This is a genomic window from Paenibacillus sp. An7 (genome assembly GCF_009870785.1).
Classification (GTDB): domain Bacteria; phylum Bacillota; class Bacilli; order Paenibacillales; family Paenibacillaceae; genus Paenibacillus.
In genome coordinates, this window is record NZ_WTWX01000004.1 from 223,041 (window position 1) to 240,166 (window position 17,126).

Here is a 17,126-nt window from a genome sequence, read left to right on the forward strand (position 1 = left end):
AGATCGCTTTGCGGTTATTTTGTTTGCTTATACATTTCTTCGTCTCTATGAATTCACACCCAATATCCTTTAAATGGTATAATAGATTCGTTTCATAGACTTGTAAGATTTCTTTACTAGTCAATTATAGGAGAAGGAGATTGTATGCTACCCTCAAGAACAGAAAGAAGTAAAGCAGCTAAGAAGAAAAAACAACGTAAAAGAACTCGAAAATGGATAACCATTAATATGGTGTTAGTTTTACTGGTTGCAGGTTGTATGATTGCGATTAGGACAGGTAATATGCCGTGGATCTTAAACAATAACCAGGATCAAGCTGATATGGTGGATCAATCAGATGTATCAAATTTAGCTCCAGAGAGTAACGAGCAGTTTACTCATGATACGGAGCAGGATATAGCTGATGATATGGAACAAGAGGCAGCTAATGATAAGGAACAAGAAGTAGATGATCAACAGCAGGGCAGTGAAGAACAAGCTCCAGGTCCGTCCCAAGGCGAGGGACAGAAGCTGGAACCGGAGTCTACAACACAAGAAGAGCAAGACTTGATAAACGAACCTGATCTGAAACTTGATGATGAATCAAATAAGTCAGATGAGACCAAAGAAGCAGCAAAGAAAGAAGAATTATTAAATACATCTGCTAAAGAGTCAATTACGATCCACTTTGCAGGGGATGTTCAATTCTCAGGTAAAGTAGAGGATTTATTATTAAAAAAAGGGTTCGACTATCCTTATCAACACTTGGGCTCTTTGTTTACAAATGACGATCTTACCTTTATTAATTTGGAGACACCTGTCACTACAGGCGGCGTAGCAGCTCAGGATAAAAGCTTTGTATATAAATCCTCTCCAAAAGCGCTCAAATCACTGGCTGAAGCGGGTGTGGATGTCGTAAACCTGGCCAATAATCATATATTGGACCAAGGAGTAAAGGGCCTAACGGATACACTTACACATCTAAAAAGCAATAAACTCAGCTATGTGGGTGCTGGCCTGAATCGAAAGGAAGCCTATAGCCCCGTTTATTTCGAGAAAAATGGAATCAAAATTGCATTATTAGGTTTTACAAGAGTTATTCCTGAAGCAAGTTGGCGGGCAGAAGCAGGGAAACCTGGTGTGGCGGACGCATATAATAGCACGGAAGCGGTAAAAGCCATAAAGCAAGCACATAAAAAGGCAGATCTCGTCATTGTCATGGCTCATTGGGGAAAAGAGCGGCATACAACCCCTGATGAGAATCAAAAAAAATTAGGTTATGAATTTATTGATGCAGGCGCAGATCTTGTGATTGGCGGTCATCCCCATGTCCTTCAAGGATTAGAGTCCTATAAAGGGAAATGGATCGCCTATAGCACGGGTAATTTTATTTTTTCAAGATCAGCTACTGCGGAAACATGGAAAACGGCGATCTTTGAGGCAACATGTCAAAAAGACGGGAAATGCGGTATCAAAGTATTACCTTATCATGCGGAGCTTGCTCAGCCCGTTCCCATGGACAAGAAAAAGGGAGCAGCACTGCTGCGTGAGATTCAGAATAGATCATTTGGAGCTAAAATAAGCGAAGATGGGACCGTTTCATCCACAAAATAAAATCGTTCCTGCAAAGAGGGTGAAGTTAGATGGACAATCCATGTGTAGCGCATCGCGGGTATTCTTCCCTTGCTCCTGAGAATACAATGGCTGCTTTCAAACTGGCTATGGAGCAAAAGCAGGTTTCCTGGATTGAGCTTGATGTGCAGCTCTCTCGCGATGGAGTTCCTGTGGTCATCCATGACTTCCGTCTAGAACGAACAACGAATGGCAGTGGCAATATTAGTGATCATACCCTTGCTGAACTAAAGAAACTGGATGCGGGAAGCTGGAAATCAAAAAAGTTTGCGGGGGAACGTATTCCTACGCTTATGGAAGTACTTAAACTTACCAAGGGGAAAGTGAAGCTTAATATTGAACTGAAAACAGTTGGTAATATGTATCCGGATTTGGCAGCTACCGTTATTGAAAAACTGCAAAACGCATGGAAACCTCGCGATTATGTCATTACCTCGTTTGAGAAGAAGGCATTACAGCAGGTAAAACGAATTCATCCTGATCTTCCAACAGGGCTAATTATTAATGCATCTCCTGCAGACCTTTCAAGGCAACTAGAAGAACTAGGATGTCATTTTCTATCCATTGGATTTCCTTATGTCACGAAGTCGCTTATAAAGGAGATGAATAGCAAAAATATTACAGTCATGGCATGGACGATTGATTCATCGCGTATCATGCGTAATATTGCAGCGCTGGACCCGAGTATTATGCTGTGCACGAATCGGCCTGAATTGTGGAACAAAGCGAACTCCAGGAAGTTATCGAAATTATTTAAATCTAATTCATCCAAGTAGACATGACAAGAGGAGAGAAGAGATATGCAAAAAACAATTCGAAATGTATATTGTGTGGGGCGAAATTACCGGCTTCATGCGGAAGAACTAGGGAATGCTGTTCCAGAAGAACCAATGATTTTTATGAAACCATCTCATGCACTTGTAATGATGAATGGACAGACTCTCGCACTACCCGAAGGACGCGGTGAAATCCATTATGAAGCAGAACTTGTCATCAAAATAGGAAAAGAAGTTTGTCCTGGAGAAGTTATAAATCAAGTAGTGGACTCCTACGCTTTTGGCATTGATTTTACCCTGCGAGATGTACAGTCTAAACTAAAAAGCAAGGGTCACCCTTGGACAGCAGCGAAAGGTTTCCTTGGTTCTGCTCCCATCAGTGAGTTTAAACCTTTTGAAGGAATAGACGCTCTTATGGCATCTGATTTTACGCTAAATAAGAATGATGAGGAAGTGCAGCGGGGCAATATTCAGGACATGATCTTTAGTCTTCAGGAAATCGTAGATTATGTAGCACTGCATTATGGACTTGGCGAAGGAGATCTTATATTTACAGGAACGCCTGCAGGCGTAGGACCAGTCAAGTCGGGAGATATGCTAAAACTAAACTTTGCTGGTGAAGATATGGGCAGTATTACGATTAAGTAATTAGATGTATGACAAATGACAAAAAGGAACTAAATAAGGACACGCTTTTGCGACTATCCTGAATCAGCTGGTTGCGATTGCGTGTTTTTTATATTGTCTGATTCATTAGCTGGACTGACTCGGCATGGATCCGCGTGTTATACTATTGAAATATAAAATAGATGTACAGGAGAACTGACACATATGGATTATATATGGGGCACTTTATTTGCACTCCTTGTGGCTGGTGCTGCCTATAGAAAGAAGTCACTGACAGGTTCGGGTTTTGCTGCAGCTGTTGTGATGGGTGCAGTATACTATGGAGCAGGCAATTTATTCTGGTTCGGCACATTGCTGCTATTTTTTATTACTTCGACCCTGCTCTCGAGATATAAGAAACGTGAGAAGCGTGAATTAGAAGCATCCTATGCAAAGAGCGGAAACCGGGATGCTGCTCAAGTATTTGCCAATGGCGGACTTGGGATGATAGCAGTCATTCTATATGCTCTTTTTCCGCATCCCGTGTGGATGTATGTTTTCATAGGGATCATGGCAACGGTTACAGCGGATACGTGGGCTACGGAAATTGGAAGTCTTAGCCGTAGAAGACCGAGATCGGTCATTACAATGCAACCAGTAGCTCTCGGTGCTTCTGGGGGAGTGACATGGACGGGTAATCTCGCATCGATGTCAGGGGCGCTTCTTATTGGTGTGGGAGCTTCCCTTTTCTTACAAGTCACAGGGCAAGAGATGCCGGATTCCTTATTAGCATATGCACTAATTGGGCTTATCTCTGGTTTTGCTGGAGCTTATCTTGATTCTCTGTTAGGAGCGACGGTGCAGCGAATGTATTGCTGTAGGGTATGCGGTAAAGAAGTAGAAGTGCATGAGCACTGCGGTGTTAGGACGATAAAAAGCCGTGGTTTAGGCTGGATGAGCAATGACCTTGTGAATTTATTAAGTTCCTTGTTCGGCGGAGCTCTGGCAGGTATTTTGGGGCACTTTATATTTTAAATGATTAGATTTACAGGGTGGTGATAAGTATGGATCCAATAGACAAACAAGAAGCGATCTTGGACGCGGGTTATCATCTATTTGGGATGAAAGGTTTTTACGAAACTAAAATGTCCGAAATTGCCGATGAGGCTGGCATTGCCAAAGGAACTATTTATTTATATTTTAAAAATAAAGAAGCTCTTTTTACAGCAGTGACTCGCAGAGATTGCGATCGTTTTCTTCAGTCAGCCAAAGCTATTTTAAAAGACTCTTCTATGAACATGCAAGATAAATTAATTGTTTTCGCGCGGAATCATTTAACATACTATTATGAGCGGCGGCAGCACACAAAGCTGTTCTTTATGACGCCGAATAATGATCCTGAGCTCATAGAGTATATGAAACGTTTTTTACAGGAGTATATGTATATTGTGCAAGAAATGCTCGCAGAGGGTGGATTACCAGATCCGGAACTGTATGCTGTATCTTATATTGGTATTTTAGACCGGCATAAGATGGATATATTGGTCAAACCAAATTTTGGGGCAGAGGAACTGGAGAAAAGAGTGAATTTTGCTAGCAACTTATTCATCAATGGTTGTGGTAAAGAGCTTGCAAGTTCGTACTTCACCTAATAAAAAACACTAATAAGATGTATCTAAACTGAAGTAAAGTAGGGAAATTTCATAATGAATATAATGACAGTTGAACATATTTCCAAAAGCTATGGAGAAAAGATTCTTTTCAAAGATGCGTCGTTTGGTATGAACGATCAAGATAAAATCGGTATTGTGGGAGTAAATGGTACAGGTAAATCCACATTTCTTCGCGTAATTGCAGGTAAGGAACAAGCAGACGAAGGGAATGTAGCGATCGGTAATCATGTACGGATTGAGATGTTAGATCAGAATCCGGATTATGACCCCGATATCACGGTGCTACAGCAAGTATTTCAAGGCGACTCACCCGAGATGCAGACCGTTCGCAGCTATATGGAAATTATGGAACTGCTAGAACTAAAGCCAAGTGATGAAATGCTGCTGCAAAAGCTAACTTCAATTAGTGAAAAGATGGAAGCCCATGATGTATGGCAGCTAGAGAGTGAAGCTAAGACCATTCTCTCTAAACTGGGCATTCAGCAGTTCGATGCAAAAATGGGCAGTTTATCGGGTGGACAGCGAAAAAGGGTAGCGCTTGCTGCTGCACTCATTCATCCATCGGATCTTCTTATACTGGATGAGCCTACAAACCATATTGATAATGATTCTGTCGTTTGGCTGGAACAATATTTACAAAAACGCCGCGGTGCGCTTCTTATGATCACGCATGATCGTTATTTTTTGGACCGAGTAGCGAATGTGATGATTGAACTTGATCATGGACGTCTTTTCCGGTATGAAGCTAACTACACTAAATTTCTAGAACTGAAAGCAGAACGTGAAGAGAGAGAAGCGTCTTCAGAGCAAAAACGGCAAAATTTATTACGCAGCGAACTTGCCTGGATTCGCCGAGGCGCGAAAGCACGGACGACAAAACAAAAAGCGAGAATTGACCGATTTGAAAAATTGAAAGATCAGGACATTCTTCATCGCTCAGGGGATCTGGAAATGTCAGTGGCTTCTGCTAGACTCGGCAAGAAGATTCTAGAAATAGAACATCTGTCTAAAAAAATCGAAGATCGCACCTTGGTAGATGATCTAAGTTATATTGCAGTTCCTGGTGACCGTGTAGGTATTGTAGGTCCAAACGGCAGTGGTAAATCAACACTGCTCAATATGATTGCAGGCCGAATTCAGCCAGATTCTGGTGAGATTGTAGTAGGACCTACTGTTAAACTGGGTTACTTTACACAAGAACATCAAGAAATGGACGAGAACCTAAGGGTTATCGAATATATCAAAGAAGAAGCAGAAGTGATTCGCACAGGAGATGGAGAAACCATTACTGCGGCTCAGATGCTCGAACGATTCTTATTTCCTCCTGCAGCGCAGTGGACGTATATTTCCCGTTTGTCTGGGGGAGAAAAGCGCCGTCTGTATTTGCTAAGAGTCCTTATGTCTGCACCGAACGTACTTCTTCTAGATGAGCCTACGAATGATCTGGATATCAGTACCCTTAGTGTTCTCGAAACCTACCTGGAAGATTTCCCTGGCGTTGTTTTTGTCGTATCGCATGATCGATATTTCCTTGATCGTACAATTGATAAAGTGCTTGCCTTTGAAGGCGAAGGTCAGGTGAGAGTACATGTAGGAGATTACTCTGAGTACGCAGAGTGGCTTGTTAAGAACGGGCAAGAGCCAGGGAAAGAAATGAATAAGAAAGAATCAAGTGTGGAGAAAAAAGATTCTTCAGCTGCATCTGTAAAGTCTGAAGATACGCCAAAAACGAAACTGAAATTTAGTTTTAAAGAACAGCGGGAATATGAGCAGATTGATACAATGATCGAATCTGCTGAGCAGAAGATAGCAGATCTTACTTCTCAGATGGAAGAAGCTTTTGCAGATGCATCAAGACTCCAAGAATTAATGAAGCAACAGACAGAGGCGGAGTTAGAGCTGGAACATTTAATGGAAAGATGGACTTATTTAAACGAACTAGCAGAGCAGATTGAACAGAACAAGAAGTAAGTAATATGGATCGTCGTAAGTCTTGGAAGTACCAGAAGGGAGAGAATGTCTGTGTATGAGGAAATGAATGAACGTCTTGCACTATTGAAGGAAAAAGGCAGATTGCTTCACAAATGGACTTCCCGGGAAGAAAACCTGCAAGAGCTTGAAAAGAGGGGAGAAGAACTCCTTTATGTTCGTAAAGAACATCTGCGTGCAGAACAAAAGGACGTAGATCAGCTCCTTAAGACTTCTTTGTCTTCTTTATTTTACAGTTTGGTAGGAAGAAAAGAAGAGAAGCTGGAGAAAGAGGAGAATGAACTTTTAGAGAGCAAAGCATTGTATGACGAAGCATCCCGGGCTCTTGAGGATATTCGCAGACAGCTGTCTGAGGTGAGAAGCGAGATTGCAGCTTTGTATGAGTGGCAGCACTGGAAACAAGAATACGACGAACTTATGGCTGATAAACAGAAAAGCTTGGCAGACTCAGATGATTTTATTCAGAATTGTCTGGAAAATGAGGTCAAGATCAAGGGACAACTGAAAGAGATCGATGAAGCACTGGGTGCAGGTAATCGAGTACTCGATAGTCTTGATGAGGCTGCGGAATCTTTAAAATCAGCGGGAAATTGGGGAACCTACGCTTGGTGGAGGAATGATCTCCACACATATTAAACATAACCGAATTGGAGATGCAGAAGATCATGTTCATGAGGCTCAGTTCCATCTTCGTAAATTTCAGGAAGAGCTTCGTGATGTCAATGTAATTCTGGATAGTGATTTTGAAATTCGAGGTATGCTTACTTTTGCGGATTATTTCCTTGATGGATTTTTTAGTGACTGGTTGGTACAAAATAAAATCCATGATGCAGAGGATCGTGTTAGCAAAGGTATGGGAGAGGTGGGCAGAGTTTTAATAAAACTCGATTCCACAAAGCAGAAACTACTCAGTGAACTTATGGATTGGGAGAATAAGCGAAAGAGAGCGGTAGAAGAAGCTTAAGGATTTTTGACATTACTATTGAGGTTGAATATATAAAGCTCTTTCAGCGGTGGTGGTGAAATGTATTTCGGAGAACATATCGGTGATACGTCAAGAGCAGCTAATGCCGATTCAAAGGGATATCTTCAAGAGTATGAACTCATTACCTTATAATAATAAAATAAGACCCCGTGAGGGGTCTATTGTTGAAGGAGAGTATTAAGTTCAATCCTTTATTCTATCAGGATTTATGCTTTTTCAATCAATAGAAATTTAAGCAGTGATGTATGCAGCTAACAGTCTAGCTGTATTCATTACTGCTTTTTTGTGCGTACGTTCCATAGCATGGGAAGCATGTACACCAGGTCCGATCAAAGCCGCACGAATATTGTTACCGCCGCGTAGTGCAGCTGTAGCATCCGAACCATAGAAAGGATAGATATCGACAGCGTAGTCGATGTCAGAAGCTTTTGCTAGTTCAATCAGCCGGGATGTCATTTCATAATCATAGGGTCCCGAAGAATCTTTTGCGCAGATGGATACGTCGGTTTCTTTACAAGATAGATCGTCTCCAATACAGCCCATATCCACAGCAATCATTTCATCAATATCACTTGGAATATAAGCAGTACCGTGACCAACTTCCTCATAATTGCTGATTAACAGTTTAACTTGATGTTTAGGCATCCATTGATTACTCTTAGCAGATTCTAGTAAGGCAAAGAGAGCAGAGACACTTGCTTTGTCATCCAGATGGCGAGATTTGATATACCCGCTGGCAGTAAACTCGGCACGTGGGTTAAAAGAAATGAAATCGCCTACTCCGATTCCTAAATCCAAAACATCTTGTTTTGTTTCTACCATCTCATCAATTCGAATTTCCATATGATTTTCTTCTCGTTTGAATTCTCTGGCACCTGCATAGACGTGAACGGATGGGGCCGTAGACATAATTGTACCCGTGTAGGATTTACCGCTACGAGTATGAATGATGCAGTACTCATTTTCGATCGAATTCATCATGAATCCACCGATGGATGTTAATTTTAGAGTTCCATTAGAGGTAATGGAACGAACCATGGCACCCAAGGTATCGACATGAGCACTTAACGCGATCGTTCTGCTGTTGTCCTCACCTGGAAGCGTGATAATGGCGCCGCCTTTTGCATTACGTTCATATGAAAATCCCAGTCTCGACGCTTCTGTTTCGATGACTTTCATAATGTGATGAGTAAACCCGCTCGGGCTAGGAGTGTTAAGTAATGTATCAAGTAATTGTAAAGTGTATTCCTCGTTGATTTGAATGCTCATCGTTCCATCTCCCTTATCCTGTGTATTATCTGGCCCTGCTTGAAATTGCTGTAAATCATGGAGAATCCCTTACCGGTGGCGGCAAGGGATTCTAAGTACAACATTTTATTTCGTAAGTTGTTCCATTTGGGTAATTACCTCTTCGAATACGGCCATAGCCTCGCGAATCGGTTCTGGAGAAGACATATCAACCCCCGCTTTTTTCAGGATATTGATAGAGTAGTCACTTCCACCGCTTTGCAGGAAACCAAGGTAACGATCTACGGCAGGTTGACCTTCTTCCAAAATCTGTTTGGAGAAGCTGGTCGCTGCAGAGAATCCGGTAGCATATTTATAAACGTAGAAGCTGTTGTAGAAATGTGGGATACGAGCCCATTCCATCTCAATATCCTGATCAACTACCATATCATCTCCATGATACTTTTTGTTCAGTTCATAGTAGATTTCGGAGAGAAGCTGAGGTGTTAAAGATTCTCCTTGTTCTGCACGCTCATGAATGATCTTCTCGAATTCAGCAAACATCGTTTGGCGGAATACGGTTGTACGGAACTGATCTGCATAATAGGTGAGCAGATACAACTTCTCTTTTGGATCTGTTGATTTTTTAAGCATATAATCCATCAGCAGAGCTTCGTTCGTTGTAGACGCAACTTCAGCCAAGAAAATGGTGTATTGCGCGTCTCTATATTTCTGTGCATGGTCTGAGAAATAAGAGTGAAGAGCGTGACCCATCTCATGAGTTAACGTGAACATGCTGTTCAAGTTATCTTTATGATTCAGGAGTACATAAGGATGTGTGCCGTAAGCGCCCCAGCTGTATGCTCCTGTGCGTTTGTTTTCATTTTCGTATACATCAATCCAGCGGTCATTGAAACCTTCCTGAAGAGCATCCAGGTACTTCTCACCAAGAGGCTTCAAACTTTCTTTAACAGTCTTTTTCGCTTCATCGTAGGAGATATCCATTTTGTATTCATCGACGAGAGGAGCGAAGAGATCATACATATGCAGTTCATCTACTCCGAGCAACTTTTTGCGCAGTTTCATATAACGCTGAAGCAGCGGCAAGCTTTCATGGATGGTATCAACGAGGTTCGTATACACTTCGGTTGGAATGTTGTCACCATAGAGGGACATTTCCATAACAGAAGGATATTTACGAACGGTTGAATAAAAAATGTTTTTATTTACACTCGCGCTAAGCGTAGCAGCGATTGTATTTTTATTTTTCGCGTAAGTGCTGTAGACCGCTTTGAATGCTCTCTCACGCACTTCACGATTTGGATTCTCCAGAAACTGAATATAGCTGCCGTGAGTCAGTTCAACTTCGTTTCCATGCTCATCCTTAATTTTCGGGAATTTGAGATCGGCATTATTCAGCATGCCAAAAATCGTCTGCGGAGCTTGAGACAAGTTGCCAACTTGAGCAAGTAAAGCTTCTTCCGCTTTGGATAGAACATGTGCTTTTTCGCGTTTCATCTCTACTAACGTGAATTGGTAAGGCTTAAGAATAGGATTTTCGATAAAAGCATCGAGTTCCTGATCCGGTAAAGCGAGAATTTCCGGAGTTACAAAAGATAAAGATTCGCTGATCTGCACACTCAACTTTTTCGCCTTTTGAGAAAGTGCTTGATATGTAGGATTTGCCGTATCTTCATCATGATGCATATGAGCGTAAACATACAAACGTTCTGTTTTGAGGGAAATATCATCTTCGAGTTCAAAACAGGATTTTACAGCTTCCGCTTGACTCAGTTTGCCTTGGAATTCTGCTGCTTTTTTGGTCAAGGTTTTAACCTCTTCATATTCTTTATCCCATGCAGCTTGATTCTCAAATAAATCTTGCAGGTTCCACTGATCTTCTAAAGGTACTTCACTTCGTTTCACTACTTTACTCATATTCATCCTCCTTTGATGATCATTAAATAAAGACGGGCCGGAACGGTCAGCTTGTGCATGAACGGCACCATTTGCAAACATGAAACTGACTGCAAGCACTAAGAGCAATGTCTTTCGGGCATACAAAGCGGTTCCTCCTTAATGTAAGGCACTGATGCATAGTATGACCGTTCCGGTAATGAAATATTTGAAAAGGAAGTAACCGCCAGGGTACCAGGTGAGCGGTTAGCTCCCCATTGTCAACAAACTGTACATAATAAGGAAGAAGGCAAACGCAATCAATAGAATAGAAATAATAGCAAGCGGTCTGCGAAGTCTTTGTGGAAGCGAGTCTTTTTTCACAATAACAACAACGCCGAGCAGGAAGGCAGAAACAATAAAAATAAGTATGTTACTGCTAACATCCATATATTCTATACCTCTTTGAAAGCAGCCATAATTTCAGCCCATTCTTCTTCTCTGTCTACAAAGTCTTCTTTAGGGAATCGATTCTTTGCCCACTGCATAAGAGCAGGTCTGCTCATAAATGTATGAGTATCTTCTCCCCATTGATCAGAGATTTCACGAAGCACTATATAACGACCTTGTACCTCTACAGTCATCATATTCCATTTGTCTTTTTTGTATATTTGATGTTTTTTAATCATGTGCATTTCTCCATTTGCGGTTTTGGTAAAATGATACCTTACCCGAGTTCCAGAAGCAAATTATTTTATAGGTTTGATCAAAACAGGAATTGCATTGTAAAAACTTATGCAGTATAATATAGACATTCGCCATAGATGGCGGTATTTTTAGGAGGTTGTTCATTTGAAAGGTACAGTTAAATGGTTTAATGCAGAAAAAGGTTATGGTTTTCTTCAAGTTGAAGGCGGCGACGATGTATTCGTTCACTTCTCCGCTATTCAAGGAGACGGATTCAAAACTCTAGAAGAAGGTCAAGCGGTAGAATTCGAAATTACTGATGGAAACCGTGGTCCTCAAGCAGCTAACGTAATCAAACTGTAAGAATTTTTCCGTACTTATCGGATTTCTTATACAAGTTTGTTTGAACCATGTATTGAAAGCGCAGTTTTCCCGATTTGGGGAGCTGCGCTTTTTTTGACTGTTCGTGTGATTATATTCACACATGCTATAATATAAATATGATAAAAAATGGGTAGAGGGCTAAAGTCCGATAATATAAATAAGTGACTTAGATTATTTGTACAAAATGGCATGTCATATTATAATGGGTATTGGTTTGAACAGGTATGAATATGTAAAGAACAAAGTGGAGGCACCGTCATTTGATTAACCAAAAACAAAGTAATCGTAATGTTCCACGGGGGCCCATTGGACTAATGAACCGGGTATACAGACATATTTTCCCCGGTGTAAGACAAGAACTTAGTCGAATTAAAATGAGAGCAGAAGAGATTCCAGACCCGGAGCTTAGAACACAGGCACTAGCCAGTATTGCAAGCAAACAGTTTCACTGCGAAGGAGGCGCTGTTTATGCAGCTGCCAATTTGTCGATGAAGGAAATCCTTATTCCGCTCATCGTATCGTACCAAACGATCAGTGATTATTTGGATAATTTATGCGATCGAAGCACTTCCATGGATGCCGAAGATTTTAGGCTGCTACATAAATCGATGCTTGACGCGGTTAATCCTGACGCGAAATTAGTAAATTATTATGCACTTCGTAAGGAACAAGAAGATGGTGGATATTTGCATAGTCTTGTATCTACTTGTCAATCCTGCTTAAAGAGGTTGCACGGATATTCGGCTGTTAAATCTTATGTTCAGGATTTGGTAGGACTCTACGTTGACTTACAAGTGTACAAGCATATTAAGCCTGAACTTCGTGAACAAGCTTTACTCGATTGGTGGGAACTTCATAAGCAGCGCACGCCGGAATTACAATGGAATGAGTTTGCAGCAGCTACGGGTTCAACACTAGGGGTATTCATGCTTTTCCTTGCTGCTACAGACCCACATCTAGATGATGTTGAAGCTTCCTCTATTCATGCATCCTATTTCCCGCATGTGACAGGACTACACATCATGCTCGATTACTTAATCGATCAGGAGGAAGACAGGCAGGGTGGGGATCTTAACTTTTGTAACTATTACGAAAGCGAGAATGAAATGATCGAACGTATCGCCTATATTGTTGATGAGGCTCGTAATGACGTTTCGCACATTCCTGCAAGCTCTTTTCACCAGATGATTATTGAAGGACTGCTTGCACTATACTTGACTGATCCTAAGGTCAGCGAGCAGCAGGAGGTTCGTTCCGTTTCCAAAAGGTTACTAAGAAATAGCCCGTTAACTAGACGCTTTTTCTTGGTCAATACCAAATGGATCCGTAAACATATGTATGAGAAATAAGAGGAGGAAATCATAATGTCAGCAGTCAAAAAAATAGCAGTGTTAACTAGTGGGGGAGACTCTCAAGGTATGAACGCGGCTGTTCGTGCCGTGGTACGTAGTGCACTTTTCTATGGGCTTGAAGTATTTGGGATTCAACGTGGGTATCAAGGTCTTCTGAATAACGATATACGTCAAATGGATCTTCGCAGTGTTGGAGATATTATTCAGCGCGGAGGAACCGTGCTTCAATCTGCACGTTGTAAAGAATTCATGACCCCAGAAGGTCAACAAAAAGGTGCGGACATTTTAAGAGAGCACGGAATCGATGGTCTTGTCGTTATTGGTGGGGATGGATCTTATCACGGGGCTAACAAACTAAGTAAACTCGGAATTAATACGATGGCTCTCCCTGGTACGATCGACAATGATATCTCTTATACGGATTACACGATTGGTTTTGACACAGCAACAAGTATTGTTGTGGATGCCATTAACAAACTTCGTGACACGATGTCTTCTCATGAACGTTCTTCTATCGTAGAGGTTATGGGTCGCCACTGTGGTGATATCGCACTTCATGCAGGATTAGCATCTGGTGCTGAGACTATTCTTGTTCCAGAAGTTCCATTTGATATGGACGAAGTGGCAAATCGAATGAGATCAAACTTTGAACACGGAAAACGTCATAGTATCATTGTTGTGGCAGAAGGTGTCGGCAAGGGAGAAGACGTGGCTAAAGAAATTATGGAGCGCTGCCCAGCTTATGAGCCGCGAGTAACCGTCCTGGGTCACATTCAGCGTGGTGGTACGCCAACTCCGTTCGATCGTAACTTAGCCAGCCGTCTAGGTGATTTTGCTGTTCGTAAACTGATTGAAGGTGAATCCGATAAAGCTTGTGGAATTATTAATAATCAGTTGACTCTTACAGACATTGACCTTGTAGTTAATACGAAAAAATCAATTAATATGGAATTGTATGATCTTGCACTTCGCCTTTCACAATAACCTATATAAATTAATTAAAATATAAATTAACCAAAAAGCTGCTCTGTGAATACCGTTTAGGTACACTGAGCAGCTTTTTTTTACTTGCTTGTTAATATTTGATTGTATTTTCGTTGTATTCTTACAAGACGCCACAGCAAAGCGAGTGCGCCGAAGCCAAGACCGACAATTAATCCGATCCAATAGCCATAAGGTCCAAGCGTAGTGTAAGTAGCGGTTATAAACCCGACTGGCAGTCCAATTACCCAAAAAGCAATAAAAGTGATGATAAAAGCAGGGGAAACATCCTTGTATCCTCGTAATGAACCTTGTACGGGTGTGGCTACTGCATCTGAAATTTGGAAGAAAATAGCATATACTAAAAAATGCTGAATCAGATTAATGACCATAGGGTCGGCAGAGTATATACCAGCAACCTGCTTACCAAAGACAATAAGCACCACAGCAGTGAGTAATGATAACGTTACAGCACTGCCGATTCCAATGATGCTGTATTTCTTGGCATCCTGTAATCGTCTTGCTCCAACTTCAAAACCGACCAGAATCGTGAGTGCCATACTGATACTAAGAGGAATCATGTATAAGGTAGATGCAAAGTTTAGGGCAGCTTGATGTGCTGCAATGGTTGCTGTATCAAATCTGCTCATAAGTAGGGTAACAGCTGAGAATACAGAGGTCTCAAAAAATATCGCAAATCCAATGGGTATACCTATTGTCAAAAGCTCTTTCCATTTACGAATAGAAAGACCATGCCACTTCCGGAAGATACCATACTCGGCAAAAGGGTGTATACGATGCACGACAACGATCGATATGAAGAATATAATCCAGTAAGTACATGCGGAAGCAACACCTGCTCCAACCCCGCCTAGACGAGGGAAGCCAAGTTGACCAAATATCAGTAGATAATTTAGCAAGATATTGATTGGCAAGGAAATGAGCGTTATGATCATCGTTATTCTTGTTTGGCCAAGAGAATCCATAAAGTTACGAAGTACGGTATATCCGAAGAGCGGGATAACCCCGAATGAAATGGCGCATAGAAAATAATAAGCAACCGATTGAACCCGATCTTCAAGGCTCATAAATTCCAAAACAGGGCCAATGACGACACTTCCCACAAGAAGAATAAGAATCGCGATGGTAACAGCAAAATAAAGTGCCTGTATCACATTGAAACGCACCTCACTCTTGCGACCGCTGCCAATCAACTGAGATACAATCGGTGTAATTCCCATAAGAATACCGCTGAGCCCAGTTTGGATGGGCACCCAGAGACTAGCTCCAATCGCTACACCTGCTAAATCTTGCGGGCTGTAGTGGCCTGACATATTGGTGTCAAAAAAAGTGATTGCCGATAACGAAATCTGCGTAATCAGGATGGGGAGCAAAATGATAAGAAATTGCTTCCATTTTTGTGAAGTTGTAAATGTCTGATTCATGTCTAATCTCCATTTAAATGTTTATATATGATTTGTGAATGCACACAAAGAAATATTTTAATAGAAGTGCCGGAGAATGAACAGAGTAATTTAATAAAACAAAAAAACCGCTATGCCTAGAAACGGCGATAGCGGCGGCGTGCGGTTTTATTGTAAATACATATTGTCTTGCTGTTCACAAATACTGTACTGAATAATTTCCATAGCATCCTCTGGTTCCAAAATTCCGAATCCATCCCGAAGCACAATTAACGAATTGAGTTCATGTTGCCTTAGAGTGGGGAGCATTTCTGGAAACCATTTTGAGACGATATCAGACAGTTTTACCCTTTCCATTTCCACAAATAATCACCCTTTCCTCACTTAGAATCATTCAGCAAAGAATCATTCATTGCCTGGAAAAGCCGTGTGCTTGGTGAGATTACGGATAGACAAGATAAGCTCTTGAGAACATGGGTTGCAATAACACGTATGCATTCATAGTATACCACAAGGACCTTAAATATTACACTTGACAAACACCCTAATTCTTCCTAAAAGAACCCATAATCCCTACAGTTTCTACAATGTTAACAAACGCCTTGGGATCGGTATCCTTGATAATCTGTTTAATTTCATCGAGTTCATATTTCGTCGTTACCGTCATCAGCATATCTTTTTCATGATCAGTGAAGGCACCTTGTGTTTTGATTTTGGTGACTCCTCGCTGCCTTGGCAACAATTTTTTTAGCATGATCTCTGTCTCATTGGTAACGATAAATAAAGTCACTTTCACATGCCCGATATGAATAAGGTCTATAATTTTGCCTGTAATGTAAATGGATAGTACAGAGATTAAGGCTATATTCCAGTCATCATTCAAATATCCGGCAAGCATAATGATAATCCCGTTCATACACGCCATAATCGTTCCGATTGGAAAATCTCGATACCGGGTGATAATGGAAGCAACGATATCCAGTCCTCCAGATGATCCTCCTGCCCGGTATGCAAGGCCAGTTCCTACCCCAATCAGTACCCCGCCAAATACAGAAGAGAGGAGGGGGTCTACTGCAACGGCAGTTACAGGTACTAAATTTAGCATCCACGTTGTCGCTATAACATTCACAATGCTAAAAGTGATAAACCTTCTACCGAGCATGAACCAACCGGCAACAAGGAGTGGAATGTTAAAAGCAAAGTACATGAAATTAAAATTTAGACTGGTGAAATATCCGATCAGCATGGATACACCAGAAATACCCCCACTTAGAAGCTCATGAGGGATTAGAAAAAGATTGAAGCCTGCTGCAATAATGGCACCGCCTATAAAAACAAGAGCGGATTTTGTAAGTAATTTAAACACTTTCTCACCTCAACAATAATTCATATTATAATGCTAGCTGGTAATTGTAAATCGTTTTGTGATATAATATTGTTTAGATGTTCTTGAGTAGGTCGCTTTTTTCGGAAAAAGCATGTTTTGTTTTCAGCAAGTTTCAATTAAAACATCATATGTAGTTTAGTCAATAATA

At 41.2% G+C, this 17,126-nt stretch carries 18 protein-coding genes; 11 read left to right on the forward strand and 7 right to left on the reverse strand.

Annotation, left to right across the window (positions count from 1 at the left end; all coding sequences use genetic code 11):
- Positions 1-144 precede the first annotated feature (144 nt).
- The 8 genes from GQY27_RS07895 to GQY27_RS07930 all read left to right on the forward strand — a co-directional run bounded on the left by GQY27_RS07895 (position 145) and on the right by GQY27_RS07930 (position 7,619).
- Entirely contained in the window at positions 145-1,593 is a 1,449-nt protein-coding gene (locus tag GQY27_RS07895) for a CapA family protein (RefSeq protein ID WP_160032993.1), read from the forward strand.
- A gap of 29 nt (positions 1,594-1,622) precedes the next feature.
- Positions 1,623-2,387 carry a glycerophosphodiester phosphodiesterase gene (locus GQY27_RS07900; protein WP_160032995.1) on the forward strand — a complete coding sequence of 255 codons (765 nt, stop codon included), beginning with the start codon at positions 1,623-1,625 and terminating at the stop codon, positions 2,385-2,387.
- Positions 2,388-2,411: 24 nt separating this feature from the next.
- A complete protein-coding gene (locus GQY27_RS07905; RefSeq protein ID WP_160032997.1) occupies positions 2,412-3,035 on the forward strand; it encodes a fumarylacetoacetate hydrolase family protein in 624 nt (207 codons plus the stop codon).
- Positions 3,036-3,218: 183 nt separating this feature from the next.
- On the forward strand, positions 3,219-4,028 hold the full coding sequence (locus tag GQY27_RS07910; RefSeq protein ID WP_160032999.1) for a DUF92 domain-containing protein: 810 nt from the start codon (positions 3,219-3,221) through the stop codon (positions 4,026-4,028).
- Between the two features lie 29 nt (positions 4,029-4,057).
- A complete protein-coding gene (locus GQY27_RS07915) occupies positions 4,058-4,645 on the forward strand; it encodes a TetR/AcrR family transcriptional regulator (protein ID WP_160033001.1) in 588 nt (195 codons plus the stop codon).
- 54 nt (positions 4,646-4,699) lie between these two features.
- Positions 4,700-6,637 carry an ABC-F family ATP-binding cassette domain-containing protein gene (locus GQY27_RS07920; protein WP_160033003.1) on the forward strand — a complete coding sequence of 646 codons (1,938 nt, stop codon included), beginning with the start codon at positions 4,700-4,702 and terminating at the stop codon, positions 6,635-6,637.
- 45 nt (positions 6,638-6,682) lie between these two features.
- Positions 6,683-7,291, forward strand: a complete 609-nt coding sequence (locus GQY27_RS07925; protein WP_160033005.1) for a hypothetical protein — start codon at positions 6,683-6,685, stop codon at positions 7,289-7,291.
- A complete protein-coding gene (locus GQY27_RS07930; protein WP_160033006.1) occupies positions 7,272-7,619 on the forward strand; it encodes a hypothetical protein in 348 nt (115 codons plus the stop codon). Before GQY27_RS07925 ends, GQY27_RS07930 begins: the two co-directional genes overlap by 20 nt.
- Before the next feature lie 252 nt (positions 7,620-7,871).
- On the opposite strand, the gene GQY27_RS07935 is transcribed toward GQY27_RS07930, so the two are convergent.
- From GQY27_RS07935 to GQY27_RS07950, 4 genes are all read right to left on the reverse strand, one after another.
- Positions 7,872-8,909, reverse strand: coding sequence for a M42 family metallopeptidase (locus GQY27_RS07935; protein WP_160033007.1), 1,038 nt, complete (start codon positions 8,907-8,909; stop codon positions 7,872-7,874).
- 105 nt (positions 8,910-9,014) lie between these two features.
- Positions 9,015-10,805, reverse strand: a complete 1,791-nt coding sequence (gene pepF / locus GQY27_RS07940) for an oligoendopeptidase F (protein ID WP_160033173.1) — start codon at positions 10,803-10,805, stop codon at positions 9,015-9,017.
- Between the two features lie 225 nt (positions 10,806-11,030).
- Entirely contained in the window at positions 11,031-11,213 is a 183-nt protein-coding gene (locus GQY27_RS07945; RefSeq protein WP_160033008.1) for a hypothetical protein, read from the reverse strand.
- A 5-nt stretch (positions 11,214-11,218) separates the two neighbouring features.
- Positions 11,219-11,452 carry a hypothetical protein gene (locus GQY27_RS07950; protein ID WP_160033009.1) on the reverse strand — a complete coding sequence of 78 codons (234 nt, stop codon included), beginning with the start codon at positions 11,450-11,452 and terminating at the stop codon, positions 11,219-11,221.
- Between the two features lie 163 nt (positions 11,453-11,615).
- Between GQY27_RS07950 and GQY27_RS07955 the strand changes: the two genes are divergently transcribed.
- From GQY27_RS07955 to pfkA, 3 genes are all read left to right on the forward strand, one after another.
- Positions 11,616-11,813, forward strand: a complete 198-nt coding sequence (locus tag GQY27_RS07955; protein ID WP_160033010.1) for a cold shock domain-containing protein — start codon at positions 11,616-11,618, stop codon at positions 11,811-11,813.
- Positions 11,814-12,148: 335 nt separating this feature from the next.
- Complete coding sequence (locus tag GQY27_RS07960; RefSeq protein WP_160033175.1) at positions 12,149-13,183, forward strand: tetraprenyl-beta-curcumene synthase family protein; 1,035 nt, start codon at positions 12,149-12,151, stop codon at positions 13,181-13,183.
- Between the two features lie 15 nt (positions 13,184-13,198).
- Complete coding sequence (gene pfkA, locus GQY27_RS07965) at positions 13,199-14,170, forward strand: 6-phosphofructokinase (RefSeq protein ID WP_160033011.1); 972 nt, start codon at positions 13,199-13,201, stop codon at positions 14,168-14,170.
- A gap of 80 nt (positions 14,171-14,250) precedes the next feature.
- Here the strand turns inward: pfkA and GQY27_RS07970 are convergent, their stop codons facing one another.
- The 3 genes from GQY27_RS07970 to GQY27_RS07980 all read right to left on the reverse strand — a co-directional run bounded on the left by GQY27_RS07970 (position 14,251) and on the right by GQY27_RS07980 (position 16,957).
- Complete coding sequence (locus GQY27_RS07970) at positions 14,251-15,612, reverse strand: MATE family efflux transporter (protein ID WP_160033012.1); 1,362 nt, start codon at positions 15,610-15,612, stop codon at positions 14,251-14,253.
- A gap of 147 nt (positions 15,613-15,759) precedes the next feature.
- The gene (locus tag GQY27_RS07975) at positions 15,760-15,948 is read right to left on the reverse strand and encodes a hypothetical protein (protein WP_201450707.1); all 189 of its coding nucleotides are present in this window, start codon (positions 15,946-15,948) and stop codon (positions 15,760-15,762) included.
- A gap of 187 nt (positions 15,949-16,135) precedes the next feature.
- Positions 16,136-16,957, reverse strand: a complete 822-nt coding sequence (locus tag GQY27_RS07980) for a YitT family protein (protein WP_160033014.1) — start codon at positions 16,955-16,957, stop codon at positions 16,136-16,138.
- Between the last annotated feature and the right edge of the window lie 169 nt (positions 16,958-17,126).